Annotated in this window: 20 protein-coding genes, 1 tRNA gene and 1 pseudogene; 10 read left to right on the top strand and 12 right to left on the bottom strand. The window is 70.2% G+C overall.

Going from position 1 to position 25,858, the window contains the following annotated elements; genetic code table 11:
* The first annotated feature begins 9 nt into the window (after window positions 1-9).
* Together OG936_RS30935 and OG936_RS30930 are read left to right on the top strand one after the other, a co-directional pair.
* Entirely contained in the window at window positions 10-1,602 is a 1,593-nt protein-coding gene (locus tag OG936_RS30935; RefSeq protein ID WP_406499179.1) for a serine/threonine-protein kinase, read from the top strand.
* 69 nt (window positions 1,603-1,671) lie between these two features.
* On the top strand, window positions 1,672-3,819 hold the full coding sequence (locus OG936_RS30930) for a UvrD-helicase domain-containing protein (protein ID WP_406499177.1): 2,148 nt from the start codon (window positions 1,672-1,674) through the stop codon (window positions 3,817-3,819).
* Here the strand turns inward: OG936_RS30930 and OG936_RS30925 are convergent.
* Entirely contained in the window at window positions 3,807-4,646 is an 840-nt protein-coding gene (locus tag OG936_RS30925; RefSeq protein WP_406499175.1) for a RimK family alpha-L-glutamate ligase, read from the bottom strand. The two genes, OG936_RS30930 and OG936_RS30925, sit on opposite strands and share 13 nt — an antisense overlap.
* Entirely contained in the window at window positions 4,643-5,590 is a 948-nt protein-coding gene (locus tag OG936_RS30920) for a RimK family alpha-L-glutamate ligase (protein WP_406499173.1), read from the bottom strand. The genes OG936_RS30925 and OG936_RS30920 overlap by 4 nt, the downstream gene beginning before the upstream one ends.
* A gap of 182 nt (window positions 5,591-5,772) precedes the next feature.
* Between OG936_RS30920 and OG936_RS30915 the strand changes: the two genes are divergently transcribed.
* Window positions 5,773-5,997 carry a hypothetical protein gene (locus OG936_RS30915; protein WP_406499172.1) on the top strand — a complete coding sequence of 75 codons (225 nt, stop codon included), beginning with the start codon at window positions 5,773-5,775 and terminating at the stop codon, window positions 5,995-5,997.
* Window positions 5,998-6,061: 64 nt separating this feature from the next.
* Here OG936_RS30915 and OG936_RS30910 read toward each other — a convergent pair whose 3' ends face one another.
* The 3 genes from OG936_RS30910 to OG936_RS30900 form a co-directional block, all read right to left on the bottom strand.
* Window positions 6,062-7,204, bottom strand: coding sequence for an alpha/beta hydrolase (locus OG936_RS30910; protein WP_371666048.1), 1,143 nt, complete (start codon window positions 7,202-7,204; stop codon window positions 6,062-6,064).
* 283 nt (window positions 7,205-7,487) lie between these two features.
* Entirely contained in the window at window positions 7,488-8,939 is a 1,452-nt protein-coding gene (locus OG936_RS30905; RefSeq protein ID WP_406499170.1) for an MFS transporter, read from the bottom strand.
* Window positions 8,936-9,883 carry a nucleoside hydrolase gene (locus tag OG936_RS30900; RefSeq protein WP_266750137.1) on the bottom strand — a complete coding sequence of 316 codons (948 nt, stop codon included), beginning with the start codon at window positions 9,881-9,883 and terminating at the stop codon, window positions 8,936-8,938. Before OG936_RS30900 ends, OG936_RS30905 begins: the two co-directional genes overlap by 4 nt.
* 434 nt (window positions 9,884-10,317) lie before the next feature.
* On the opposite strand from OG936_RS30900, the gene OG936_RS30895 reads away from it, so the two are divergent.
* Window positions 10,318-11,370 (top strand): LacI family DNA-binding transcriptional regulator, encoded by a 1,053-nt coding sequence (locus tag OG936_RS30895; protein WP_406499168.1) that lies wholly within the window; start codon window positions 10,318-10,320, stop codon window positions 11,368-11,370.
* Window positions 11,371-11,993: 623 nt separating this feature from the next.
* A complete protein-coding gene (locus OG936_RS30890) occupies window positions 11,994-12,290 on the top strand; it encodes a hypothetical protein (protein ID WP_406499166.1) in 297 nt (98 codons plus the stop codon).
* A gap of 132 nt (window positions 12,291-12,422) precedes the next feature.
* Here the strand turns inward: OG936_RS30890 and OG936_RS30885 are convergent, their stop codons facing one another.
* Both OG936_RS30885 and OG936_RS30880 read right to left on the bottom strand, forming a co-directional pair.
* Complete coding sequence (locus tag OG936_RS30885) at window positions 12,423-13,343, bottom strand: ribokinase (protein ID WP_406499164.1); 921 nt, start codon at window positions 13,341-13,343, stop codon at window positions 12,423-12,425.
* A 424-nt stretch (window positions 13,344-13,767) separates the two neighbouring features.
* On the bottom strand, window positions 13,768-14,784 hold the full coding sequence (locus tag OG936_RS30880) for a LacI family DNA-binding transcriptional regulator (RefSeq protein ID WP_406499162.1): 1,017 nt from the start codon (window positions 14,782-14,784) through the stop codon (window positions 13,768-13,770).
* A gap of 178 nt (window positions 14,785-14,962) precedes the next feature.
* Between OG936_RS30880 and OG936_RS30875 the strand changes: the two are divergent.
* Window positions 14,963-15,121 (top strand): annotated as a pseudogene (locus OG936_RS30875) (sphingomyelin phosphodiesterase); the annotation flags it as partial.
* 235 nt (window positions 15,122-15,356) lie between these two features.
* On the opposite strand, the gene OG936_RS30870 reads toward OG936_RS30875, so the two are convergent.
* The 3 genes from OG936_RS30870 to mdlC all read right to left on the bottom strand — a co-directional run bounded on the left by OG936_RS30870 (window position 15,357) and on the right by mdlC (window position 19,825).
* Window positions 15,357-16,613, bottom strand: coding sequence for an MFS transporter (locus tag OG936_RS30870; protein ID WP_406499160.1), 1,257 nt, complete (start codon window positions 16,611-16,613; stop codon window positions 15,357-15,359).
* A 45-nt stretch (window positions 16,614-16,658) separates the two neighbouring features.
* The gene (locus OG936_RS30865) at window positions 16,659-18,113 is read right to left on the bottom strand and encodes a benzaldehyde dehydrogenase (protein WP_406499158.1); all 1,455 of its coding nucleotides are present in this window, start codon (window positions 18,111-18,113) and stop codon (window positions 16,659-16,661) included.
* A 131-nt stretch (window positions 18,114-18,244) separates the two neighbouring features.
* The gene (gene mdlC, locus OG936_RS30860; RefSeq protein ID WP_406499157.1) at window positions 18,245-19,825 is read right to left on the bottom strand and encodes a benzoylformate decarboxylase; all 1,581 of its coding nucleotides are present in this window, start codon (window positions 19,823-19,825) and stop codon (window positions 18,245-18,247) included.
* 96 nt (window positions 19,826-19,921) lie between these two features.
* On the opposite strand from mdlC, the gene OG936_RS30855 reads away from it, so the two are divergent.
* The 4 genes from OG936_RS30855 (at window position 19,922) to OG936_RS30840 (ending at window position 23,899) form a co-directional block, all read left to right on the top strand.
* The gene (locus tag OG936_RS30855; protein ID WP_406499156.1) at window positions 19,922-20,857 is read left to right on the top strand and encodes a LysR family transcriptional regulator; all 936 of its coding nucleotides are present in this window, start codon (window positions 19,922-19,924) and stop codon (window positions 20,855-20,857) included.
* 250 nt (window positions 20,858-21,107) lie between these two features.
* Window positions 21,108-21,317, top strand: a complete 210-nt coding sequence (locus tag OG936_RS30850; RefSeq protein ID WP_266750122.1) for a ferredoxin — start codon at window positions 21,108-21,110, stop codon at window positions 21,315-21,317.
* The gene (locus tag OG936_RS30845) at window positions 21,307-22,680 is read left to right on the top strand and encodes an NAD(P)/FAD-dependent oxidoreductase (RefSeq protein WP_406499155.1); all 1,374 of its coding nucleotides are present in this window, start codon (window positions 21,307-21,309) and stop codon (window positions 22,678-22,680) included. Before OG936_RS30850 ends, OG936_RS30845 begins: the two co-directional genes overlap by 11 nt.
* Window positions 22,681-22,714: 34 nt before the next feature.
* Window positions 22,715-23,899, top strand: coding sequence for a cytochrome P450 (locus OG936_RS30840; protein ID WP_406499153.1), 1,185 nt, complete (start codon window positions 22,715-22,717; stop codon window positions 23,897-23,899).
* Window positions 23,900-24,167: 268 nt separating this feature from the next.
* Here OG936_RS30840 and OG936_RS30835 read toward each other — a convergent pair.
* Window positions 24,168-24,255: transfer RNA gene (locus tag OG936_RS30835), tRNA-Leu, on the bottom strand.
* Window positions 24,256-24,668: 413 nt separating this feature from the next.
* Window positions 24,669-25,820, bottom strand: a complete 1,152-nt coding sequence (locus OG936_RS30830) for a sugar phosphate isomerase/epimerase family protein (RefSeq protein ID WP_406499152.1) — start codon at window positions 25,818-25,820, stop codon at window positions 24,669-24,671.
* Between the last annotated feature and the right edge of the window lie 38 nt (window positions 25,821-25,858).

The raw sequence follows: 25,858 nt of genomic DNA, 5'->3' as shown, positions 1-25,858 counted from the left end.
GGGGGCAATGTGCCGCAGCAGCAGCCGATCGCGGGTCGGTACGAGCTTCTGGAGCCGCTCGACAACGGCGGCATGGGGGACGTGTGGCGCGGCTACGACGCCGTGCTCGACCGGCCCGTCGCCGTGAAGCTGATCCGGCAGCAGGCCGTCGGCGGCTCCGCGCAGTTGGCGGAGGAGTTCGCCAAGCGATTCCGCCGTGAGGCCCGTATCACCGCGCGGATCCAGCACCCCGGCGTGCCGCAGGTGTACGACGCGGTGCTCGACGACACGTACGAGCGGCTGTTCCTGGTCATGGAGCTGGTGGACGGTGTGTCCCTGTCCGCGTACATCCGCCCGGAGCGGCTGCTCCCGGTCAGTTGGGCGGTGGCGGTCGCGGCGCAGGTCACCACCGTGCTGTCGTACGCGCACGAGGTACCGGTCATCCACCGCGACCTCAAACCCAGCAACGTCCTGATCGCCCGCGACGGGACGGTGAAGGTCCTCGACTTCGGGATCGCGGCGATCCTGCGGACCGATGTCACCAAGCTGACCGCGACCGGCACCCCCATCGGCACCTACCAGTACATGGCGCCCGAGCAGGTGCGCGGCGGGCGGACCACTCCGCAGACCGACCTGTACGCGCTCGGCTGTGTGCTGCACGAACTACTCAGCGGGCGGCTGCTGTTCACGGCGGACAGCGAGTACATGGTGATGCACCAGCACGTCAACGCCGCTCCCACCCCGCTGCGGGTACTGCGTCCCGAGGTGCCGCAGGAGCTGGAGGACCTCGTCCTGCATCTGCTGCTCAAGGCGCCCGAGGCACGGCCCGCCGATGTGCAGGAGGTGTACGAGCGGCTGCGGCCCTTCCTGCCGCCGCCCGGCCGGATGCCCGGGCCCGGCGAAGCCGGACCGGCGGGGGCGCCGGACCCGACCGGGGTCTTCCGCAATCCGTACGCGCCTCGCGCCCGCGCGGGTGCGGGCCGGTCCGCGCCCGTGGCCGCCGATCCGGCTGCCGGACAGGCCGCCCCTGTTCCTGTACCCGCGCAGTTGCGTGCGGAGATCGACGAGGCGTACGCGCACTCCGACGCGCTCCTCGACGAGGAGCGGTTCGCCCAGGCCGCCGAGGTGCTCGGTGAGATCATCGAGCCCGCCGGCCGTGCGCTCGGCGCGGAGAGCCGGAAGGTTCTGGAGCTGCGGACCCGCCGGGCCGCGATCCAGCTGCTCGGCGGGGACTACCGGGCCGCTCTGCCCGAGTTCGACGCGCTGGCGGACGCGTACGCGCGCACCGACGGCCCCACCGGCGAGCCGGCACGCGCCTGCCGCGCCCAGGCCGCGCGCTGCCGCGCCGAGCTCGGCCAGGTCACCGACGCGCTCGCCGCGCTGCGTGGCCTCCTCGACGTCGTGCGGACCGTCGACGGCGATCTCAGCGAGGAAGCCGTCGAGCTGCGCCGCGACATCGGGATGCTGCTGCTCGCCCAGGGGCAGGCGGTCGAGGCCCATCGGATTCTTCGGCCGTTGCACGACGACCTGTGTCTGGTCTTCGGTCCCGGCGACGAGATGACCCAGGAGGTCGGCGAGGCGCTGGCGCTGATCGGCCTCGATCTCGATGGTCCGGCCACCTGACCCCCGTCTCCACCGTTCCGTCCGCCGTTCCGTCCGCCGTTTCGTCCGCTTTCCCGGAGAGTCCGCCCCATGCCCCACCTCGCGTTCGACATCGGTTTCTGCGCCCAGCTCGGCAAGCTCCAGGGCAGCGTCAAGCAGGGGGTCTTCGACGCGTGGGAGAAGTTCGAACGCCTCACTCTGGACCAGCTGTTCAAGGATCCCGGGCTGAAGCTGGAGAGCTTGAAGCGCGCCCGTGATCCTCACATCCGGACCATCCGGATCGACCAGGGGACGCGGGGTATCGTCCTCGCACCCGACAGCGGCGACACCTATGTACTGCTGCGCGTGATGCCGCACGACAAGGCGATCGACTGGGCCGTCAAGCAGAAGGCCAGCATCAACACGGTGACCCGGGCCGTCGAGATCCGCGACATCGCGATGCTCGACGAGCTCACACCCGCCTATGAGCGCATGGCGCCCGCTCCCGACCGGCGGCTGTTCGCGAAGGTTTCCGACGGGGACCTGACGGCGCTCGGCATCGACGAAACCACCCTGTGCCAGGCCCGTGCCCTCACCGACCTCGAACAGCTGGAGGTCTTCGCGCCGTACTTCCCGCAGGACCAGCGTGAAGTCCTCGAATATCTCGCCGCGGGCTTCACCGTGGAGGAGGTGTGGCGGGACGTGGTGTCCGTCAGTCTCTCCGCCGCACCCGCTGACACCACGCCCGTGGACACCGGCGACTTCGCGACCGCCATCCACCGCACCAGGACCCGGATCGCACTCGTCACCGGGACCGAGGAACTGCGCGACATCCTCGACAAGCCGTTCGCGGCCTGGCGGGTCTTTCTGCATCCCTCCCAGCACAAGGTCGCCTACCGGGCCTCGTACTCCGGGCCCGCACAGGTCACCGGCGGTCCCGGGACCGGCAAGACCGTCGTCGCGCTGCACCGGGTGCGCCATCTGCTGGGGTATCTGCGTGACGGCGACCGCATTCTGCTGACCACGTACACCAACGCCCTGGTGGGCGCCCTGCGGGCCGGGCTCGCCACCCTGGTGGAGGACGAGACGCTACGGGACCGGGTGGACATCATGACCGTCGACGCGTTCGCGGGCCGCGTCGTGTCCACCTCGCGTCGGCCGCTCCGGGGCGGCGAGGAGGAGACGCGGTGGGCGCAGGCCGCGGAGGCCACCGGGTTCACCGGCACGACGCAGTTCCTCGGGCAGGAGTACAAGCACGTCGTCGTCGCGCAGAATCTGCGGACCCTGAAGGAGTACGAGGACTGCGAGCGGCGCGGACGCGGCAGCGGGCTGCCCGCGTCGGCCCGCGCGCTGGTGTGGCGCACGATCGAGGAGTTCACCGATCGGCTCGGCGCCGACGGGCTCCGCACCTACCTCGGCACGTGCGTGGAGGCCGCGGATCTGCTGGAGGCCGATGGCCCGCGTTACCGGCATGTGGTCGTCGACGAGGCGCAGGACCTGCACCCCGCGCAGTGGCGGCTGTTGCGTGCGGCGGCTCCGGCCCGTCCCGACGACCTGTTCATCGCGGGCGACCCCCATCAGCGTATTTACGACTCGAGGGTGTCGCTGAAGGCCGTCGGGATCAAGGTGGCCGGCCGATCGGCGAAGATGCGCAAGAACTACCGTTCAACGCACGAGATCCTCTCCTGGTCCACCGCGCTGCTCGTCGGCCGGCCCTTCGAGCAGCTTGCGGACGACGCGGCGAACGAGACCCTGCTGGGCTACCGCTCGGCCCTGCACGGCAACGGGCCCGAGGCGCACGGGGCGGACTCGGAGGAAGCCGAGCTGGACGCGCTCGTCGCACGCGTCCGTGGTTGGCTCGACAGTGGGATCGCCCCGGGTGAGATCGGGATCAGCGCCCGGTTCAACAAGAACTGCGACAAGGCAGTTCAGCGGCTCAAGGCCGCGGGCGTCTCTGTCACACGCCTGCGGGGCGATGCACCTTCGGACGCGGACGCCGTACAGGTCGGCACGATGCACTCCTTCAAAGGGCTGGAGTTCCGGTGCGTCGCGGTCATCGGTGTGAGCGACAGTGCGCTGCCGTACCCGCGTGCGGTGACCCCGGCCGACATCGACCGGCTCCAGCACGAGTCGGACCTGCTGGCGGAACGCTGCCTGTTGTTCGTCGCGTGCACGCGCGCCCGGGACGGGCTGCACGTGTCGTGGTCGGGCGCCCCCAGCGAGTTCCTGGTGGAGGCCGGGGTCTGTCAGGCCTCGTAGGCGGGAGGGCCGGGCCAGGGGCGTCGCAGTGCCAGGGCCGCCAGCGCGGCAGGGGCGCCCTTCGGCCCGCGGATGCCGGGGAAGGCGTTGATGTCGACGACGACGGGCGCGCCCTCGCGGTCCAGCAGGTCGACACCGTAGACATCCAGGCCGAAGACCTCTCCCGTGTGGAGGGCGAGCCCGGTCCAGGCCTGCGGCAGGTCACGGACCAGTGGCGCGGACTGCGCACCGTCCGGCGGGGCGCCCACCGGTGCGGGGCGCACCCCCGCGAACACCTCCCCCGCGATCACCCACAGCTTGTGGTCCCAACCACTGTTCGCGACGAACTCCTGCAGGACGACGGGCTCGTCGGACCACTTGGCGGCAAGGTCCCGGAGCTCGGCCGGACCGTCCACGCGGGCGACCAGGTCCGCGCGCCGGCTGTGGCGGCTCTTGACCATGAGCGGATAGCCGCTCTCCGGCCGCTCCGCTCCGTGGAGGGCTTCGGACAGCGCGTCCAGGGTCCTTGTCCGGGGCATCGGCAGGCCTGCGCCTTCCGCCACGGCGGCGATCCGGCTCCTGTCCTGGCACAGCTCAGTCGCGGCAGCGGAGTTCACCACCCGGGCGCCATGTGCTTCGAGGAAACGGGCCAGCACCAGTGCCCGGGGGGTATGAGCCTTGAGGAGGTAGACGTCGGCGAGATCGTCCGGGGTCAACAGTTCCGACGGGGATCCGGTTCCGGTGTCCGGGTTCAGGAACGTCACCCGGTGCTGCGCCTCGATCAGCGCGGAAGAGGCTGCGGAGAGCAGCGGATGATCCGGCTTGTCGGTCAGTAGACACACCCTCATATCTGCGCGGCTCCCGGCACGGCTGCCAGCATGTCCGCTTCGAGGCCAGGGACGGGGTGCGGATGAGGCCGTCCATGGGGGATCTGCGGCTGCGCGGGAATGCGCGGAGCAGGGGCGAGCACTCCCGTCCTGGCAGCGCCGCCCGTCCTCGCCAGGTCGAGGACGGCTCCGGCCAACCGGCATACGGCGTCGGGGACCTGACGGAAACTCGGGAAGTCATTGATGTCGACGATCACCGGGCCGTCGGGGCCGAGCACCACGTCGATGCCGTACAGATCGAGGCCGAAGACCGCTCCCACCTTTGCCGCCACTGCGGCCACCTCGGCGGGCAGGGGGACGGCTCCCTCGTCGACCGGCCCGTCCGGGTGGAGCGGGGAGCGGCGCAAGGTCGCGTGGAACTCGCCCGCGAGACAGTAGACCTTCAAATCGGAGCCCGAGTTGGACACGTAGGGCTGTGCGATGAGTTGGCCCTCCCCCGCCTGCTCCGCCTCCGCCAGCCGCCCGGGGTCCGGCACGAGCCGCACCCCGCGCCCCGAGCTGCCGTCGGCGGGCTTGACCACCAAGGGGAAGAGCGCGTCGGGAACATCCGCGAACAGCGTGGCCCTCGGTGCCGAATAGGTCATCGGAACCGGTAGCCCGTGCTGTCGCGCGATGACCGATGTGAGGACCTTGTCGCGCACCGCGCGGATCGACCGCGCATCGTTCACCGTGGTCAGGCCCACGGCCGCCGCGGCCTCCAGCAGGGTGAGCCCGGGGCCGCCGGACACGGTCTTGAGCACCCACGCGTCGTGGGTCCCCGCCCGCACCTCTTCCGAGATCCGCAGCAGTGAGCCGCCGGGGCGCACCACGTCCACCTGGTGTCCCCACGACGACAGTCGTCGGACCACGTCAAGCGGCATGCCGTCATGCCGATACAGCTCTTCGACGAGGAAGCAGAGCTTCATCCCAATACCCCTCGGTGCCCTCACGACTGATGAGGGCACAACGGTGCCTTGCAGTGCTCTTCCGAACACCACTAAAGGGGCAACGCTACGTCACGCTCACCCCAAAGCAACCGCCACCGGGTGTTACTGATGGTGCGTTGCCTCATCTAAACAGATCTCCGTCGGGAGCGGCCACGGAGTGGATGACATTGCACCGACCGAGTCCGCCACGGGGCACGGAGTACGGATGCGAGCAGCGCATCCTGGCGATCGACCAGCAGCGGGAGGAAGCCGGCGGGCTGGACAACATCCACCTGCAGGCGGGCTCGGGCGGCCGGCTCCGTTACCGCTACCGCTACCGGCACATCGTCGTGGACGAGGCACAGGAACTGCGTCCCGTGCACTGGCAAGATGTTGCGCGCGACTGAGGCGCACCACCGATCCGGTGCGCTACCGGCGCGGTGATGTCGTAGGCGGGGTCCGGGCGATCGATCAGATGCCCTTCGCGTGAGCGACCCAGCCCATGTAGGGCGACAGTTGGATCGTGAGCCAGCGGAAGACCTGCGGCACCTGGTACTTCCACAGCCCGATGGTGTGCGGCCCGTTCACCTCGGTCACCACCACACGCGTCGGAGGCGCTGCCGCCCGCCGCAGCGCGAGGCCGTCGCGGTAGCCGTCGTTGCGCCCGCCCGAGAGGTAGAGCGCGACCGGCGGCGGGACAGTGGCGTGGCGCAGGATCCACAGCGGGTTGTTGGCCCGCCGTAGCTGCGGGTCAACACCCGTGAGAGAGAGCCGCTCGGCTGCCGGGTCGTTGTAGCCGGAGAGGCCCACGGCGGCCCGGTACCGGTCGGGGTGGGCGAGTGCCATCTTCACGGCGCAGTGTGCCCCGGCGGAGTACCCGGCAACCGCCCAGCCCCTGGCTCGGCTCTGCGCGCGGAAGGTATCGGTCACCATCTGCCGAACGTCCACACTCAGCCAGGACTCGGCGTCCACAACACCCGGCACGTTGGCGCACCCGGTGTCCTGGGCCGCCAGCAGATTGGTCCGCGGCTCCACGAGGATGAACGGGGCGATCTTCCCCCTCCGCATCCCGGCCTCCAGCTGCGACTGCACCCGCAGGCTGCCGAACCACGCCTTCGCCGACCCGGGGAAGCCGCCGAGGAGCTCGACCACGGGGAACTTCCGGTGGCGGAAGGCCGGTTGGCTGTACTGGGGCGGCAGCCATACGTACACCTCGCCGCGGACACCCGACACCCGACCGCTCAGCTGAGTGACGCGGACGCCCCGGCCCATCCGGGCGTCGCGCGCCGGGCTGAATTTCTGGACGGCCTTCGGCTCGTTCGCCCGGTAGTTGTGGCCCCCGAGTCCGTCACGACCGAGGTCTGGTGCGGCAACGATGTGGTGTCCGGTGCCGAGCAGGTCGGCCCAGTTGTCGTACAGGCCGTTGGTGTTGTTGACCACGACGAAGACGCTCAGCACGGCCGCCGCCTGTGCGAGGACGACCATCACCAGGCGCGCCGCGCCGCGCATCACGGCAGGGCCCCGTACCCGGCCCCACAGCACCAGAGGAAGCAGCACGGTAACCACGACCAGCGCGATCGTGGCCAGGAAGAAAGGCGTCCCCGTCAGGCTCATCACGCCTGGGAGGATGCCGTACGCGCCGCGGCGGTTACCCTCTTTTCCACCTTTTTACGCCGGATGCGAGAAATCGAGGTACGCCTGTTGACGCCGGGAACCGTCGCCCCGTGTCCTCCCGGTCCGATCAGCCGGGCGCACGACGCGAAGAAGACGGCGCGTCGGGGTACCCCGACGCGCCGGTGTGCTGCCGTGAACACGTCCAGCCGTTCGTCGCCCACGTGTTCCCAGCTGATCCCGCTGCCCCGGCGTCGACAGTGTCGCGCCGGGGCAGCCGCAGCCGTCAGGCTCCGTCTTCCGCCGCCACCGGCTTGGGAATCAGGAAGGACGTCGCGGTGGCGAGGCCCAGCAGGACCACGCCCGCGATCATGCTGGCGACGTAGCCGTCGGTTGATGCCGGGTCGGCGGGCTGGACGGCCGTCTGGACCGCGTAGAGCGCCGCGAAACTGAGCCCGGCACCGAGGTTGAACGCGCCGGCGTTCAACCCGGGCAGGAATCCGGGGTTCTCGCGCGGGGACAGCACGATGCCGAGGCCGTTGAGCACGATGTTGCCCACACCCGCGTAGGTGATGCCGACCAGCAGCGAGGCCACGAGCAACATGGCACGCGACTGGCCGTCCAGGGTGAAGATCATCAGGACGATGGATGCGGCCGCGCCGATCAGGCCCAGACGCAGGATGCGGCGGTAGCCGAAACCTGCGGCAAGCCGGCCGGCGATGGGCCCCATGGCCAACCCGGCCAGCGCGTACGGCGTGAGCGTCCACCACGCGGACTGTTCGGCGGACATGCCGAGCCCGGCGTGCGCGTCCTGGGCGAATGCCGGGATCAGCCCGTTCATGACGGCGAACACGCCGGTCATGGTGAGCACCGTGGTCAGCAGGAGCGACCAGGTCGAGCGCTGCCGCAGGTGCCGGGTCGCGACCAGCGGGTGCCCGCTCCTGCCCTCGGTCCGCCAGAACAGGGCGAAGGCGGCAGCGGCGACGACGACAAGGACGGCGACGAGTGGCCAGTTGGCCGCGGCGAGCTTTCCGGCCTCGTTCAGCGCGATCAGCAGTGCTCCGACCGAGACGACCAGGAGTGCGACGCCGGGCCAGTCCATCCGGGACGCGACGGCCGCCTTGGACTCCGGCGTCATGGTGGCGACCAGAACCGTGGCGATCGCCGCCACCACAGCCATCACCCAGAACACCGAGGCGAAGCCGTGCTTGTCGGCGAGGAACCCGCCGGCGAGGGAGTCGACCCCGGCGATGCCACCGTTGACGGCGGTGATCACGCCCAGCAGGGTGCCGTACTTCTTCGGCTCGGGGACCTCGACCCGCAGCATGATCAGGCACAGCGGCACCGTGGGACCGGACACGCCCTGGATGATGCGGCCGACGAACAGCATCGGCACGTTCTGTGCCAGCGCGGCGACCACGCAGCCGACGACCATGAGCGCCATCATCGCGGCCAGCACCCGACGGCGGCCGATGATGTCGCCCAGCCTCGGCAGGAACAGCGAGAACAGGGCCGCCGAGGTAAAGAACGCGGTCTGGGTGAGCCCGATCTCGGCCGAAGTAGCGCCCAGGCTGTCCTCGATGTTCTTCAGGGCCGGGCTGAGCATGCTGGCGTTCAGCTGGAAGGCGAAGCACGCCATGAGGAGCGCGGCGACCAGCACGCCCACCCGGACCGGACGCCGGTCGGTGACCGGCGGCGGCCCGTCCGGGAGGGCTCGGGTATCGGTGGAGACGTTCATTCCGCGACGTCACCGATCCGCGTCAGGGCATCCACGACGAGGTCCCAGAAGCGCTCGTGGTCGAGCTTGACGGCGACCTGGGTGTGGCAGTCGGGCGGGGCGGGGGCCCGGAAGTCGGTCACGGTCATGCCGAGGGTCAACCCGCCGGTGAGCTCGATGTCCACCGGGGCCTTACGCACCGTCATGACGGTCGGATCGATGACGTAGGCGACCGCGCACGGGTCATGCACCGGAGGGTGCTCGAAGCCCTGCGACTCCAGGTAGGTGGCACCGAAGAAGTCGAGCAGCTCGCCCACGAACGCGGCCGGCTTCGTGCCGACCGCGGCGATCTTCTCCCGCACCTCCGGGGTCGCGAGCGCCTGGTGGGTCAGGTCGAGACCCACCATGGTGACCGGCCAGCTCTCGTTGAAGACGATGTGCGCGGCCTCCGGGTCGATGATGATGTTGAACTCGGCGACGGCGCTCCAGTTGCCCTCGTGGTATCCGCCGCCCATCAGCACGACCTCGCGGACGCGGGAGGCGATGCGCGGCTCCTTGCGTACGGCGAGCGCGATGTTGGTCAGGCCGGCCGTGGGGACGATGGTGATCTCGCCCGGCTCATGGGACATCACCGTGTCGATGATGAGGTCCACGGCGTGGCGGCGGTCCAGCTCCAGGGTCGGCTCGGGCAGCACCGGGCCGTCGAGTCCCGACTCGCCGTGGATCTCCGGCGCCGTCTCGATGGTCCGCACCAGCGGCCGCGGACAACCCGCGGCGAAGGGGATCCCGGTGATGCCGGCGATACGCGCCACGGACAACGCGTTGCGCGTCACCTTCTCCAGCGTCTGGTTGCCGACCACGGTGGTCACGGCGACCAGATCCACGTCCGGGTTCCCGTACGCCAGGAGCATGGCGATGGCGTCGTCATGCCCGGGGTCGCAGTCGAGGATGATCTTTCTGGCCATCGGAAGAGCCCCTTCGCTCAGCTGAACAGTTTGAGATGGATCTCGGCCAGCGCCGCAACAGGGCTACTGCACAGAGTGCACCGGTACCGTCCCCGACCGCCGTTACGGTCCGCGCCGGCATGCGGCGCCGACCCGCGAGCGGGCAGCGAGACAGACGGGTACCGCGCACTCTTCCTTGATCACGCGGTGGGGAAACGTTGAGAAAACGTTTCGGGAAATCGTTCTCCGAGAACTTTGCGCACCGTCGCCCATGATGTCAATGGGTGAAGTCATATCTCACGTTGTGACCTGTTTGGGACAGGGGATCGGGGTCTGGGCACGGGTAAGGGCCGGTGATAACGTTTGCCAACTCCCCGCGGGCATCCGCCCGCTTCGCGACTGGACCAGACGAACAGGGCGGGCGATCCGAAGTGGCGGAAGTAACACTGCGAGACGTGGCCCACCTGGCGGGCTGTTCCATCGCGACGGTGTCCCGGGTGCTCGTCGGCAACCGCCCGGTCGGCGCGGAAACCGCCCGGCGCGTACGCGCGGCTGCCGACAGTCTGGGCTACCGGCCCAACCATGTGGCCCGTGCCCTGCGCAGCCGCTCGACAGGCACCATCGGCCTCGTCCTGCCGCAGATCACCAACCCGTTCTACCCCACTCTCGTGCGGGAGTTGACGCGCGCGCTGCACGTCCACGACCGTGCCGTGATCCTCGCCGACTGCGACGACGACCCGATGACCGAAGCGGCCCGGATCGACGCCCTGCTGGCCCGGCAGGTCGACGCCCTGCTGGTCGTCCCGGTCGACGAGAAACGCAGCGTGGCCGCGGTGACCGACGCGGCGGCCCGGGTGCCGCTGGTACTGCTGGACCGAGGCTGCGGCCCCGGCGTCGCCGACTCCGTGGTCGTCGACAACGCCGCCGGCATACAGCTCGTGCTGGACCATCTCGCGGCCACGGGGCGTCGCCGTCCATGCTTCGTCGGGGCTGCGGGCACCGCCTCGGCGGCGGTCGAACGCCGCACCGCGTACGAGTCCGGCGCCGGCGCACTGGATCCGCAGGCGCCCGGACGTGTCGAACTCGGTGAATTCTCCGTCGAGTGGGGGCGGGCCGCGGTGGACCGGGTCCGCGCGCACCGCCCGGACGCCATTGTCTGCGCCAACGACCTCATCGCCATCGGTGTGCTGCAACGACTGCGACAGCTGGGAGTGGACGTCCCGGGCGAGATCGCCGTCACCGGCTTCGACGACATCCCCATGGCGAGCCTCACCGACCCGGGCGTGACCACCGTGCGCCAACCCGTCGCCGAACTGGCCGCGGAGGCCGCCCGGTTGCTGGACCGGCGACTGGCCGGAGAGAAGGCAGGCCCGAGCCGCACGGTACGACTCGGTCCGGAACTCATCGTCCGCGGCTCCAGCACGACGGACTGCACCGGACCGGCCGACGCCGCACCCGGCGCCGACCCGGCGCGGGCCCGGGAGCCTGCCGGGAACCCGGCGTCATGACCGCGGCCGGAGGCCGGGGCTGACCGGTTGCCGCCCCGGACATTCGCCTGAGCCAGGTGCGCTGCCGCCTGCCCTACGGTCCACTCCGAGCCGGACACCGGGACCGCTCATGTCGGCAACTCCGCGCAACAGCGCGGCGATCTTCTCAGCGGTGGCACGTATCGCGTCGCCGAGCCCTTCGGGCAACGTGCCTCGCGCGTCATGACCGGTCACCGACTCCACGCACCTCCCCGCCCGGTCCCCCGCTGGTCCACGGCTGCACCCCGGCTGCGCGCCGCCAACCCGCGCACCGTCCGCGGACCTCGTTGCGGATCACCCGTGGTGCCCGCGGTACACAAGACCAGGCAGCGGGCCCTGCGCCAAGAGCTGGAGCACCAGGATCGCGGGCGTCATCGATCACAGCCCCCTGCCGGACATTGAAATCAATCGCATCGCACGGATTGACTAAGTTCACAATCGACGCCGTGATCCACAGAGCCTATGAACAGCTTCATCCTGAGGAATCAGGCTCCCCGTGCCCGCTGATCCATTACCGTATCCATGCGGACATACGGACAATCCGCCTGATCAGGCCCGCCATGACGATGACACGGGCCGACTGACGACGAGGACCGAGGACCGACGTGCAGACCACACCCCTCAGCCCCGAGGACCCTACGGAGCTCGGCGGGTTCGAGCTGCTGGGCCGGATCGGCCACGGAGGTATGGGGCAGGTCTTCCTCGGCGAATCGCAGGGCGGCGAACCGGCCGCCGTGAAAGTGATCAAGCCGACGGTCGTGGACTCCGAGTCGCGTTCGTCGCCACCACCCGTGCCCGTGACAGCCTGGACATCTTCTGGCACGGGACGCCGAGCCCGTTCTTGGCACCGCTGGTCGCCGCAGTCTCCGGATGAGCTCCGGGGCGGCGGCCGTACGTCGTGACCGGTTGCCGCCCCGGACTTTCACAGGGGCCGGGTCGGGATGGGCATGCCCACGTCGCAGGTCAGTGCCCCGTCACCATGGCCCGACTCGGCCGGCGCCCCACGAAATGACGGTTGAGGATTCCTGCCTTCTTCACAGTGCGGAGACTTCCTCTGCGCTCGGGTAGGACTCCTGCGCGCCCTGCCGGGTGACGGCCACCGCACCGACCCTGACGGCGAACGCGGCGGCCTCGGCGAGTTGCTCTCCCAGGCCGAGCCGCCAGGCCAGGGCCGCGGTGAACGCGTCGCCCGCCCCCGTCGTGTCCACAGCCTCGACCTTGGGGCTCGGTACGGATACGACGTCACCCGTACGGCCGTCGGCGACGAGCGCGCCCGCCGCACCCAGCGTGACCACGACGGACTGCGGGCCGAGCTTCAGCAGTGCTCGCGCCCACTCCTGGGGCGTGGCGCCGGCGGCTTCCCCCAGCATGTAGCGCGCCTCGTGCTCGTTGACGACCAAGGGGTCGCAGGCGGCCAGTACATGATCGGGCAGGGGTGCGGGCGGGGACGGGTTCAGTACCAGCCGGGTGCCGGGTGACAAGGCACCGGCCACCTCGGCAACCGTCTCCAGCGGAATCTCCAGCTGTACGGACACGACCCGCGCCGCCTCGAAGAGGGGTCCGGCCGCCCGGATGTCCTCCGGGGTCAGCCGGCCATTGGCCCCCGGCGACACCACGATGCTGTTGTCGCCGGAGGGGTCCACGGTGATCAGCGCGACTCCGGTCGGTGCCCCGCCCACGAGCACGCCCTCGGTGTCCACCCCGGCCGCCCGCTGCGATTCGAGCAGCAGCCGGCCGTGGGCGTCGTCGCCGACCCGTGCCAGCAGCGCAGTGACGGCCCCGAGGCGGGCGGCGGCCACCGCCTGGTTCCCTCCCTTGCCGCCCGGGTGAACGGCAAGATCGGAACCGAGCACGGTCTCACCGGGCGCTGGCCGGCGTTCCACACCGATGACCAGGTCGGCGTTGGCCGAGCCCACAACCAGCAGGTCGTACTGGTAGTGGTTGTTGACGTGCATTGTTCCTGCTTTCCGAGGTCGGACGCCGCTCAGGCGCTGTTCGGGAGAAGTGGGCGACATTCTTCTCGGTAACTACCTTGAACCAGCGCCTTCACCATGCTATCGACCTTCTTGTCCTCTGTTGTCCGCACCGCTTTCCGCACGGTGATCTTGCACATTCCCTTCGGCTGCGACTCCGGACGCCTTCGCCTACGCCTGGGCGCCCGCCTTCAGCTGTACGAAGAAGGGGTCGTTGAGCACGGACAGCGACTTGTCCTTCTTCGTGGCGCCGCCGGGCGGGCCGAAGTTGCAGGAGGCACCATCGGAAGCGCCCGTCGAGGCCGAGCGCCCTGGCCGATCTCCGCCATCTGCGGCCGGGCGATGCCCAGTTCGCGCGCCTTGGCCTTGCGTACGCCTTCAATGCGCAGCAACTCGCCCTGGGTACTCACGGTTCGCTCTTGCGGTTCGGATCGTGCTCGCCGCAGGAACTGCGTGCGACAAGGCGGGCGGGAAGGGTCACGGACTGCGGGGACCGCCCCTCGACGATGTCGACCAGCGCGCGTACGGCGGCGCGGCCGAGTTCTCCCGTCGGCTGGGCGATCGCTGTGATCGGCGGATCGGTGTGCAGGAACCACGGGATGTCGTCGAAGGCCGCGAGCCCGATGTCCCGCGGCACGCGAAGCCCGCGTGCGCGGATCGCGTCCAACGCGCCGAGCGCCATCAGATTGTCGGCGGCGAATACGATCCCGGGCGGTTCGGGAAGGGCCAGGAAGCGCTCGGTGACGCGGCGCCCGCTGTCCGCCTGGAAGTCGCCCCGGCCGATGTAGGCGTCGGGCAGGGCGAGTCCGTACGCGCGCAGCGCCTCGCGGAAGGCTTCGACGCGCTCGTTGCCCGTGGTGGTGGCCGCCGGTCCCGCGATGATCGCGAGCCTGCGGTGGCCGAGGCGGTGCAGGTGGGCGACCAGGTCCCGGATGGCGTCACGGCCGTCGGCACGCACCACGGGGACGTCCACACCCTGGATCCAGCGGTCCACGAAGACCATCGGCGTGCCGCTGCCCGCGGAACCCGGCATGAGCGGGGAGCTTCCGTCGGCCGGGGAGACGAGGAGTCCGTCGATCCGGCGGTCGAGGAGCGTACGTACGTGGTGTTCCTGCAGGTCCGGCCGCTCGTCGGCGTTTCCGATGATGACGCTGTACCCGAGGGCGCGAGCCTCTTCCTCGACGAAGCGGGCCAGTTCGGTGAAGTACGGGTTGAGTACGTCGCTGATGACCAGGCCGAGGGTGCGTGTCCGATCGGTGCGCAGCGAACGGGCGACGGCGTTGGGCCGGTAGCCGAGCACGTCGACGGCGGCGAGGACGCGAGCGCGCGCGTCGGGGCTGACGGAGGGATGGCTGTTGAGTACGCGGGAGACCGTGGCGACGGACACTCCCGCCTGGGCCGCGACATCCTTGATGCTCGCCATTCCCGGACCACCTCCTTGTGGCTTCCGTGAGCCTCGAAACCAGCGGCCCAGAGCCGTGGAATCGATTACACAGATGATTGGAATCGATTACATGACCAAAAACAAGCCCTCCCCGGACGTCCGAGATCGGATCGTTATAAATGGGATTGCGGAGTGCGGTTCGCGGCGCACGGGGCACGCCTTCCTCGACGTCAAGAACATCCCCGCGTCCGAACAGGTCACCGTGGCAGGCGACATGAACGTCGGCTCCCGCGAGGACCTCGACTGCGTCCTGGACCGCGCCGGGCACGCGAAGTCGGTCGGCTGGACGAACGAGGTGGTCAAGGAGCAACCCGCTGATCGCTTCCCACCTACCCGCCGATCGCTTCCGCAGCGCGCCGACGGACCCGGCGCGGGAGCGTGGGAGCGTGGGAGCGCGAGAACGGCCGGCCTGGACAGACCAAGGGCATGGGCCCGCCCGGGAGGACGGACCCATGCCCTCGGCAGGGTGCGGCAGTTGCCGCAGTTGCCGCAGTTGCCGCAGTTGCCGCAGTTGCCGCAGTTGCCGCACCAATGCGTACCGCCTGGTGTGCTCAGGCTGTGGAAACGGCGACTTCCGGCTGCGCGTCGGCGGTTCCTCGTGGCAGCGTCAGCACGGCCAGGAAGCCGAACACCGCGACGGCTGCGAAGAAGTAGAAGCCCCACGGGTGGCCGATGCCGGCAGTGACCAGGGCGCCGGTGATCGACGGGCCGACGATCGAGCCGATGCGGCCGATACCGGAAGCCGAACCGAGTGCGGTGCCGCGGACGGACGCCGGGTAGTAGTTCGTCACGTAGGCGTAGACGAGCACCTGCGCCGAGAAGACGAACACACCGGTGAAGAAGATGATGGTGTTGAGCAGGAGATCGCTGCTGATCTTGATGCTCAGGCAGGCCAGCATGAGCACGGAGACTCCGAACCAGCCGAGCGTCGTGCCCTTGATACCGCGCCGGTCGGCGACGTATCCGCCGACGACCAGGCCGACGACTCCGCCGACGTTGAGCACGAGGAGCTGGGTGACGGCCGTGGGCACCGGGTAGCCGGCGTCGTTCATGAGCTTGGGCAGCCACGTGTTGAGGCCGTAGACCAGAAGCAGCCCCATGAACGAGGCGACCCAGATCCCGATGCTCGCGCGCAGGAAGTTGGGCTTGAGCAGTTCGGTGAACGCCACGCGCTGAGCCTTGGGCGCCTCCTTCGCCTGCACGAAGACATCCGACTCCGGCAGGCGGAACCACTGGATCACGGCGACGCCGAGGCCGGCGACGCCCAGGGCGTAGAAGAGGACCTGCCAGTTGTCGGTGACCTGCAGGGCCAGCAGTGAAGTGATCACGGCACCGGTGTGGTAGCCGGTCATCGTCAGGGTGGAGGCCCGCGCCCGCCGGTGCGCGGGCATGTGCTCGGACATCATCGTGAGCGAGACCGGCATGCAGGCGCCGAGGCCGAGGCCGGCGATGAGCCGCAGCCCGGCGAACATGGCGACGGAGTCGGCCAGCGGGACGAGGATGGTGAAGACCGAGAACAGCACCACCGACCCGATCAGCAGGAGACGCCGGCCAAAACGGTCGGCCAGCGGCCCGACGCAGACCGCGCCGATGGCCACGCCGACGAGCGAGAGCGTCGCGATGGTGGTCGCGTCGCCCGCGGTCATGCCGAGATGGCGGGTCTTGAGGAGCGTGGGGATGATGGCGCCGAGGACTACGAGGTCGTAGCCCTCCAGCAGGACGGTGATCCAGCACAGGATCACCGTCCAGGAGCTGCGAGAGGCGGTGCCGGATCTGGCCGGAGACTGCGTCGATATGTCGTTTGCCACGGTGGGCCCCCTGGGGCGGCTACGGGAGAGGGAGTGCGAAGCGGGTCAGAACGGGTAGTCGGCGATGTCGGGACGGACGGTGACCCACTGGGTCTCGGTGAAGGCCTCGACGTTGGCCGCGGCGCCGCCGAAGCGGGAGCCGGTGCCAGACGCCTTCACACCGCCGAAGGGCGCGTTGGGCTCGTCGGCCACGGTCTGCTCGTTGATGTGGACCTTGCCGGACTCGATCCGGTCGGCGAGCTTCATCGCGGTGCCGACGTCGCCGAGGATGCCGACGGACAGGCCGAACTCGCAGTCGTCGACGATGCGCGCGGCCTCCTCCAGCGTCGAGAAGCCGATGACCGGTGCGACGGGGCCGAAGACCTCCTCGCGCCAGGCGGGCATGTCGGTGGTCACGTCGCTCAGCACGGTGGCCCGGTAGCAGGCGCCGGAGATCTCGCCGCCCGCGGCGAGCGTGGCGCCCGCCGCGACGCTCTCGGTGACGATGCCGTGCACGCGCTCCAGCTGCCGGCGGTCGATGATCGGGCCGAGGGCCACGTCCTCACGGGCGGGGTCGCCGACCGGCAGCGCACGGGCCTTCGCCGCGAGCACGGCCGTGTACTCCTCCACCAGCGACTCGTGGACGATGTGGCGGCCGGTCGTCATGCAGATCTGGCCCTGGTGCAGATACGAACCGAACGCGCCGGCCGATGCCGCCTTCCGCACATCGGCACCGGGCAGCACGACCAGAGCGTTGTTTCCGCCGAGCTCCAGGTGGGCCCGCTTCAGGAGGCGGCCGGCCCGCTCACCGATGGCCCGCCCGACCGGTGTCGAACCGGTGAAGGAGATCACCCGGACCTCCGGGGCCTCGACGACCGCCTGTCCGACCGCGCCGTCGCCCGGCAGCAGGTGCAGCACACCGGCCGGCAGTCCGGCCTCCTCGAAGATGCGCGCGATGACGACGCCGCCGGTCACCGCGGTGCGGGGATCCGGTTTGAGCAGCACCGCGTTGCCCAGGGCGAGCGCGGGTGCCACCGAACGCAGGCCGAGGATGAGGGGGAAGTTGAAGGGAGCGATGACGCTCACGACACCGGCGGGGCGGCGGCGGGTGAGCGACCAGCGCGCCTCCTCGGTGGTGAGCACCTCGCCCTGCGGGTGCGTGGGCAGTGACGCGCATTCGAAGCACTCCCCCACGGCGAGCTGGGCCTCGGAACCCGCCTTGGCGCGCACCGAACCGGCCTCGCGCACGAGCCAGTCCTCGATCTCCGCCGCATGCTCGGTGAACAGCTCGCCCGCACGGCGCAGCACGGCGGCCCGTGCCTGCGGCGAGGTCGCGGCCCACGCCCGCTGCGCCTCGGCGGCACGGGCGGCGGCGCGGTGCGCGTCCTTCTCCGTGGCCAGGCCCACGGTGCCGAGCTGGGCACCGGTCGCCGGTTCGACCACCGGGTGCACGGAGGCGGAGTCCTGCCAACCGTCGCTGTAGAGCTTCCCGCCCCAGACGGCGCTGTCCAGGAGTGTCATCGATCTGCCTTTCCTCGAACTCTACGAACTTTTCGAACTCTTCGTGCTCTTCAAACTTTTCGGGTACTTCGAACTCTTCGGGTACTTGGGGCACTTCGGGTTCTTGCGGTACTTGCCGTGCGTCGAATCGGCTACGAGGGCGTGGTGAGCGCCGTGTCCACCTGCACGAGGCGCGGATGTTCGGGGTGCTCGGCGAGCACGGCCCGCAGTTCCTCCGCACTGTGGACGTGCTGCGACGCGACGCCGTAGCCCTCCGCGATGCGGGTGAAGTCCAGACCGGGAATGTCCAGGCCGGGCGCGTCCGGAACGCCCAGGAGCCCGCCGAACCAACGCAGGGCGCCGTACGTGCCGTTGCGCAGCAGCACCACGGTCAGCGGCACGCGGTGCTGGGCCGCGGTCCACAGGGCGGTGATGCCGTAGTTGGCGGAGCCGTCGCCGATGACTCCGACGACGGGCCGGTCCGGCCGGCCCATCGCGACGCCGACCGCGCCGGGCAGTCCGAAGCCGAGCCCGCCGGCGGCCGGGAAGTAGTAGGAGCCGGACCTGCGCAGGTCCATCTGCCGCCACCACGCGGAGTTCGTGGACGTGGACTCGACCACGTACGCGGTGTCGTGGGGCATCCGGTCGCGCAGCGCCGCGAACACCTCCTCCGGGTGCAGCCGATCACCCTCGGCCGTCGGCGGCTCAGGGGCGGGCCGGTACTCGCCCGCGGCCTCGCCGGGTGCGTCCAGGGCGTTCACCAGCAGGTCGATGACGGCGCCGGGTGCGGCGACCAACGCCTCGCCCATCGGCGCCCGCGCGGCGGCGGAGGCGTCGTCGGTCACCTGGATCAGGTGGGTGCCCTCCGGCAGGTATCGGCCGGGCAGGTACTCGTGGTAGCGGAACACCGGGGCTCCGAGCACGAGTACGAGGTCATGGCCCTCGAACGCCGCCGAGACGGGCGCGATGCCCGCGGGCAGCACACCCCGGAACAGTGGGTGCCGGTTGGGGAAGGGCAGCCGGAACAGCGACGGCGCGGCCCACACCGGGCTGCCCAGGCGCTCGGCGAGCCGGACGGCGTCGTCGAAGAGACCGGCCGAGTCGATGTCGCCGCCGAGCACGATCAACGGCCGCCGTGCCGCGGTCACTTGCTCGACGAGCCGGCGGGCCTGCTCACCGCCGGGCGCGGAGCCCCGCTCGACCCGCCGGTCGAGGATGGGCAGGCAGTTGTCACCGGCCTCGGCGGCCCAGTCGTCATAGGGAACGGAGAGATACGTCGGCCGCCGCTGCAGCTCCGCCTCGAACAGGGCCTGCGCGAGCGCACGCGGTACGTCCTCGGCGCACGCGGGTTCCGCGGCCCAGCCCACGAGGGGCTTCATGAGCGCGGGTGCGTCGACGCTCGCCAGGTTGGCCTCGGGGCCGATGGCGGGCCGTACCTGCTGGCCGGCGACGACCACCATGGGCGTGCGGGAGGCTACGGCGTTGGTCAGCGCGCCCATGGCGTTGCCGGAACCGGAGGCTGCGTGCAGGTTGACCAGGACGGGGCGGCCGGTCGCCTGAGCGTAGCCGTCGGCCATCCCGACCACCGCGCCCTCGTGAAGACCGAGGACGTAGCGGAAGCTGTCGGGCAACTCGGCCAGGAAGGGCAGCTCGTTGGAGCCGGGGTTGCCGAAGATGGTGGTGAGTCCTCGGCGCTCCAGGAACTCATGGGAGACACGGCGTACGGACGGCACGGACGTTCCTTACGTTGTTGGTGGCGGACACGCTAGGCAATGCTTCGACCAAAGCACCAATAGATGTTGCGGATCTGCGATATAGAGTCGATCGATATGAGGAGCTTCGATCTCAACCTCGCTCGGGTCTTCGTGCTGCTGTACGAGACCGGCAGCGTCACGGCCACCGCCGAGACGCTGCACGTGACACAGCCGACCGTCAGCTACAGCCTGGGGAAGTTGCGGCGGCATTTCGGCGACGAGCTGTTCCGGCGCACCGGGCGCGGGCTGACCCCGACCGCGGGCGCACGCCGGCTGTACGAACCGTTGCAGCATGCCCTCGCGGAGATCGACGGAACCGTGCGCCAGGCCGACGACTTCGATCCCGAGACGATGTCGGGCCGCTTCACCATCGCCCTCTCGGACCTGGGCGAGACGTCGCTGCTGCCCCGGCTCCTGGCGAAGGCGCGCGAACGGGCGCCTCGCGTCTCGTTCACCATCCAGCCGCTCGACGTGGCCGACGCGGAGGGCCGGCTGCGCCGGGGCGAACTGGACGCGTTCGTGGCCACCCCGGTGCTCAGCTCACACCGGACGGTGCGGATTCCCCTCTTCCAGGAGCGCTACGTCGGGATGGTCTCGGCCGACCACCCCCGGGTGACGGGCGACTCGATCAGCCTGGAGGCGCTCGCGGCGGAGCAGCACGCGACCGTGCACGGGCCCAGCGGTCACGCCGCGCCGCGCACCGTGCTGGCCGCGCACGGCCTCCTGGACCGGGTCGCCGTGGAAGCCACGCGCTTCTCGATGCTCCCGTACCTGCTGGAGCAGACCGATCTGATCGCCGTCATCCCGGAGTACGTCGGGGAGGTCTTCACGGCCTCGCACCGCCTGCGCCTGGTACGCCTCCCGTTCGAGGCGGAGCCGGTGGAAGTGGCTCTCTACGCGCGCCACGAGGCCTCGCGCAGCCCCTCTCAGCGGTGGCTCGTCCAGTTCATGACCGAGGTGCTGGGCAAGCGGGTGAGCCCCGCGCAGCTGCCCCCTTCCGCCGACCGGTAGCCATCCGTCGGGCGCCGGCCTCGGCCGCGAAGCGGCCCGTCAAAGCTCCGGCATGACCGTCGAGCACCGTCCCGCACAACACAAAGCCCCGGTCGGGATGGTTCCCGGCCAGGGCCTCGGTTGCATGCCCCCGGGAATTGCAGCTGCCGCTCCTTACGGGATCCCGAAAGGCGTAGCCGGGCAAGCGCCCGATGCGGCACAGACGTAGACAGGAGAGGGAACGCCGCGACGACCAAGGGAGTGACTCGCCATGCAGACCGTTGTGGACCTCACGCGATGCCAGGGCTATGCGCAGTGTGTGTTCCTCGCTCCGCAGGTGTTCGAACTGCACGGGGAGGAGGGACTGCTGTACCACCCGGCCGTCCCCGACGACCAGGCCGAGCGCGTGCGCCAGGCTGCGGCGGCGTGTCCCGTCCAGGCTGTCCTCGTGGGCGAGGAGGTGAAGGCCGGTGGCCGGTGATCTGCGCGAGGGTCGGATCGTCATCGTGGGCGCATCGCTGGCCGGGTTGCGGGCCGCCGAGACGCTGCGCGACGAGGGTTTCACCGGCTCACTGACCGTGGTGGGGGATGAGTCCTGTCCGCCCTACGACCGGCCGCCGTTGTCCAAGCAGGTGCTGCTCGGCCAGGTGGCGGCGGACACGACCGGGCTGCCGATGCGCCGGAACCCGGAGGCCGAGTGGCGGCTGGGGGTACGCGCCACCGGTCTGGACCCGATGAGGAAGCGAGTGCTGCTGGCCGATGGGGACGCGCTCCCGTACGACCGGCTGCTGATCGCCACCGGGACCCGGGCGCGGCCCTGGCCCCATCCGGAGGAGGCCGCCCTGGACGGGGTGTTCACCCTGCGCACCCGCGACGACGCCGCGGGGCTGGCCGAGCGGCTGGCCGCCGGGCCCCGCCGGGTGCTGGTGATCGGCGCCGGCTTCACCGGCTCGGAGATCGCCTCCGCATGCCGGGAACGGGGACTGGACGTCACGGTCACCGAACGCGGCCCCGCGCCCCTGGTGGGCGCACTCGGCGGCACCCTGGCGAAGCTCGCGGCCGCCATGCAACGCAACCACGGGGTGGACCTGCGCTGCGGAGTGACGGTCACCGCCCTGCGCGGTGACAGCAGCGGCCGGTTCACCGGTGCGGACCTCTCCGACGGCAGCCGCGTCGAGGCGGACGTGTGCGTCGTGGCGTTGGGGGCGGTCCGCAACGTCGAGTGGCTGGCGGACTCCGGGCTCGCAGCGGGCCCCCGCGGGATCGCCTGCGACGCCGGATGCCGGGCCTTCACCATGTACGGAATCGTCACCGACGACGTCTTCGTGGCCGGTGACGTCTCCCGCTTCCCGCACCCGCTGTTCGGGTACCAGATGCTCTCCCTGGAGCACTGGGGCAACGCGGTCGCGCAGGCCGAGGTGGCCGCGCACAACATGGTCAGTCCGGGACCGCTGCGGCGCCCGCACCTTGCCCTCCCGACGTTCTGGTCGAGCCAGTTCGGGCTCAACATCAAGTCGGTGGGCGTGCCCACCTTCTCCGACCAAGTCGTCATCGCACAGGGTTCGCTGGAGACGCGCCGTCTGGCGATGGTCTACGGCTACCAGGGGCGGGTCACCGCCGCGGTCACCGTCGACATGGCCAAGTCGCTCGAGTACTACCAGCACCTGATCGAGACCGCAGCCCCGTTCCCGCCCGCGTCCGGCGCGGCAGACCGTCCGCTGGCGGCCGAGATCCCGGTCCCCTCCGATGTGCCGGACCCGAAGGGGCTGTCCCACGGCCCCACCGTGGCGCTCACCGGTTACCTGCCGGACCGACGGCTGACCATGGTGCAGCCCGCCGGCTGACCAACATCCCGCCCCACCACGAGGAGCCGTACGCATGGCCGCCGACACCCTGCTGGAACGGATCACCGACTACGCCAACCGCCCCAACCCCTACCCGCTGTACGCGGAACTCCGCGAGGCCGGTCCCGTGGTGCCGCAGGCGGACGGCAGCTACCTGATCGGCACCTACCACGAGATCACCGCTCTGCTGCACGATCCGCGAATCAGCGCCGATCCCCGCAGCCGTGGCGAAACGATGCCCGAGCCGCCGTTCCTGCGGCTCGACGACCCCGAGCACCACAGGCTGCGCACCCTGGCCATGCGACCGTTCGGCCCGCCACACAGCCCCGGCCGGATCGATGCCATGCGCGGCGAGATCGCCCGGATCACCGAGGAACTGCTCGCGTCATTCGAGGCGGGCCGGCAGGTCGACATCGTCGACGATTTCGCCTACCCGCTGCCCGTCACGGTGATCTGCCGGCTGCTCGGTGTGCCGCGCGAGGACGAGCCGCTGTTCAGGGAATGGTCCGACGCTGTGGTCGCATCCGCTGATGTCACGCCCGGAGAGGACTCCACCGAGCGGGACCGGACGGGCGAACAGGCGCGGATCGAGATGGGCCAGTACCTGGTAGACCTCGCCGAGCAGCGCCGTGGCCGTCCGAGCGACGACATGCTCTCCGCCTTCGTCAACGAACCGGATCCGGCCCTGCGGCTCAGCCGGGCGGAACTGGCGGAGACCGCCGTGCTGCTGCTCATCGCCGGACACGAGACCACGGTCAACCTGATCACCAACGGTGTGCTCACCCTGCTGCGCCACCCCGGGCATCTGGACCAGTTGCGTCGCGAACCGGGCCTGCTGCCGCAAGCGGTGGAGGAACTGCTGCGCTACGAGCCCCCGGTCCACATGCGCGAGCGCATCCCCCTCGCCGACATGGACGTCGCCGGCACCACCATCCCCCAAGGCACGCCTGTCGTACTCGTGCTCGCCTCAGGCAACCGCGACCCCAAGCGGTTCCAGGACCCCGACCGGTTCGACCCCACCCGCCCCGACAACCAGCACCTCGGCTTCGGCAGCGGCATCCACCTGTGCTACGGCGCGCCGCTCGCCCGCATCGAGGCCCAGGCCGCCCTCGGGGCGCTGATCCCCCGCCTCGGCACGGCACGCCTGGTCCAGGACCCGCCCCCCTACCGGCAGAACGCCATGCTCCGCGGACCGCGCCATCTGCCCATCCACATGTGAGGCCGGAGCATGTCTGAAAGATCGTGCAGTCCGTGATGCGACCGGTCAAAGGCCCGAGGCCCGGCCTCGGGCCTTTGACCGGGCCGTCACCGTGGTCACGGCACTGTCGGCCATCGATACGGAGCACGCCGACTGGCCGCCTCCGGTGCGGGCCGACTCGGCCTGTCGTCCCTGGTCTGACCTGGGGATTCGCTCGGCTGTTGGTCACGCGGTTGGTCACGACACAGCCCGAGAAACAGAAAAACCCCAGATCAACTGGGGTCTCTGCTGGTGTCCGAGGGGGGACTTGAACCCCCACGCCCGATAAAGGGCACTAGCACCTCAAGCTAGCGCGTCTGCCATTCCGCCACCCGGACCAGGTGGTCGGCCCCGGTTTCCCGCGGCGACATGGAAAACAATACCAGGGGTTCGGGGTGGCTCTCACCTGCGTTTCCGGTGGTCAGTGCGGTGCGGCGGACGTCCTCGGCGCGATCCGGCAAACTCCCCCCATCGTGCGTACGGTCCGGGGTGGGACATGTACGCCGAGTGTCGGTCGGCGGTCACGGCGAGGGCGTTCATCATCGCCGGATCGGGGAGAACGGCCGGCGGATTCTCAGCCGGCCCCGGGGTTGGTCGCGCGGTTCACGGAGCTGGTCAGGCACCGTACGCTCCTGGTGACTGCCGTGGAGCGTACGGTGCCTGACAGCACCGGGCGGGCGCTTGCGCCGCTCCCCGGTCTCCAGGAGTCCGGGGTGAGGCGCGGACCGCCCCTCCGGAGCCGCCGAAGGTCCTACTTGCGCAGCGCCGCCAGATTGTCGTAACCGATCCGCGCATGGTTCAGGGACTGCGCGGGGACGGTCGAGCTCGGTGCGTTGTCCTGCTCGACCATCGGGTTGTGGTAGTTCTTCGCCCCGACGCGGCGGAAGAACGTGCGGTAGTCGATGACCCCGGTGCCGAAGGGGACCATGTCGTAGCCCTGACCGCTGGTGGTGTTGACGATGCCGTCCTTGGCGTGGAACAGCGGGTAGCGCTTGGTGTTGCAGCCGACCAGTGCCGCCGGGTCGAAGATGTTCTCCTGCTGCGACCCGTCGTGCGCGGTGTAGGTGTGGAACTTGTACTGGGCGACGTGCGCCCAGAAGATGTCCATCTCCAGCCATACGGACTTCGGGTCGGTGACCTGGAGGAAGTACTCCAGCTTGCGGGTGCCGGAGCTGCGGGTGGGGCGGCCCTGGGCGTCCAGCGGACCGCCGTCGAGCAGGAAGCCGTAGGCCGCGTCGTGGTTGTGGGTGTACAGCTTGATGCCCGCACTCCGGGCGATGCGTCCCAGCGTGTTCCACTTGTCGGCGGCCACGTCCCAGTCGGCACGGTAGGCGCTGCCGGTGGGGTCGCCACCGGTGCCCATGTGTTCCATGCCGAGGATGTTCGCTATCTCCAGGTGGCGCTTGAACTGGTCCAGGTCGCTCTGGTTCAGCGGCCAGGACGACGGGATGAAGCCGTGGTTGCCCTGGGCTCGCAGACCGTAGTCGTCCAGCCACGAGCGCAGCAGCTTCGCGCCCTCCACCGATTCGAGGTTGCTTCCGCCGGGTGCGTTGGCGTGCTGGCCGTACCCGGCGAACTCGACCTGCTGGTAGCCGTAGCGGGCCAGCTCCCTGAAGACCTCACGGAAGCCCGAGGGAAGGTCCGTGCTGAGCGGATCCCGGCCCGTGGCGTCACGCACGGTGTACAGGATGATTCCTCGCTTGTCCGCCGGGACCAGAGCCTGGCCGACGCCCCGTCCGTTGCTGGAGGCGGTCTGGGCGAAGGCCGGCGACGCGCCGAAGGCGGGCGCGGCGATCGCCGCTGCCGCAGCGGCCGTGCAGGTGCTCAGAAAGCGGCGGCGGTTGACGCCGAGGCTGCGGCGCAGGGCGCCGTCCGTCGCGGATTCGTCGTTGTACACGGTCACGGTCTCTCTCCTTCTCGAAAATGCTCGAAACGCCATGT

The organism is Streptomyces sp. NBC_00846 (assembly GCF_045207325.1).
In the GTDB taxonomy this organism is placed as follows: domain Bacteria; phylum Actinomycetota; class Actinomycetes; order Streptomycetales; family Streptomycetaceae; genus Streptomyces.
Note: the sequence above shows the minus strand (reverse complement) of the source record. Positions and strands in the feature narration are given on the sequence as shown.

Excerpts from the sequence above, each read along its gene's own strand:
- OG936_RS30910 (WP_371666048.1), bottom strand. The coding sequence starts at position 7,204 with ATGAGCCTGACGGGGACGCCTTTCTTCCTGGCCACGATCGCGCTGGTC.
- OG936_RS30850 (WP_266750122.1), top strand. The coding sequence starts at position 21,108 with ATGCAGACCGTTGTGGACCTCACGCGATGCCAGGGCTATGCGCAGTGT.
- OG936_RS30855 (WP_406499156.1), top strand. The coding sequence starts at position 19,922 with ATGAGGAGCTTCGATCTCAACCTCGCTCGGGTCTTCGTGCTGCTGTAC.
- OG936_RS30905 (WP_406499170.1), bottom strand. The coding sequence starts at position 8,939 with ATGAACGTCTCCACCGATACCCGAGCCCTCCCGGACGGGCCGCCGCCG.
- OG936_RS30840 (WP_406499153.1), top strand. The coding sequence starts at position 22,715 with ATGGCCGCCGACACCCTGCTGGAACGGATCACCGACTACGCCAACCGC.
- OG936_RS30885 (WP_406499164.1), bottom strand. The coding sequence starts at position 13,343 with ATGCACGTCAACAACCACTACCAGTACGACCTGCTGGTTGTGGGCTCG.
- OG936_RS30900 (WP_266750137.1), bottom strand. The coding sequence starts at position 9,883 with ATGGCCAGAAAGATCATCCTCGACTGCGACCCCGGGCATGACGACGCC.
- OG936_RS30865 (WP_406499158.1), bottom strand. The coding sequence starts at position 18,113 with ATGACACTCCTGGACAGCGCCGTCTGGGGCGGGAAGCTCTACAGCGAC.
- OG936_RS30925 (WP_406499175.1), bottom strand. The coding sequence starts at position 4,646 with ATGAGGGTGTGTCTACTGACCGACAAGCCGGATCATCCGCTGCTCTCC.
- OG936_RS30930 (WP_406499177.1), top strand. The coding sequence starts at position 1,672 with ATGCCCCACCTCGCGTTCGACATCGGTTTCTGCGCCCAGCTCGGCAAG.
- OG936_RS30880 (WP_406499162.1), bottom strand. The coding sequence starts at position 14,784 with ATGGCGAGCATCAAGGATGTCGCGGCCCAGGCGGGAGTGTCCGTCGCC.
- OG936_RS30920 (WP_406499173.1), bottom strand. The coding sequence starts at position 5,590 with ATGAAGCTCTGCTTCCTCGTCGAAGAGCTGTATCGGCATGACGGCATG.
- OG936_RS30915 (WP_406499172.1), top strand. The coding sequence starts at position 5,773 with ATGACATTGCACCGACCGAGTCCGCCACGGGGCACGGAGTACGGATGC.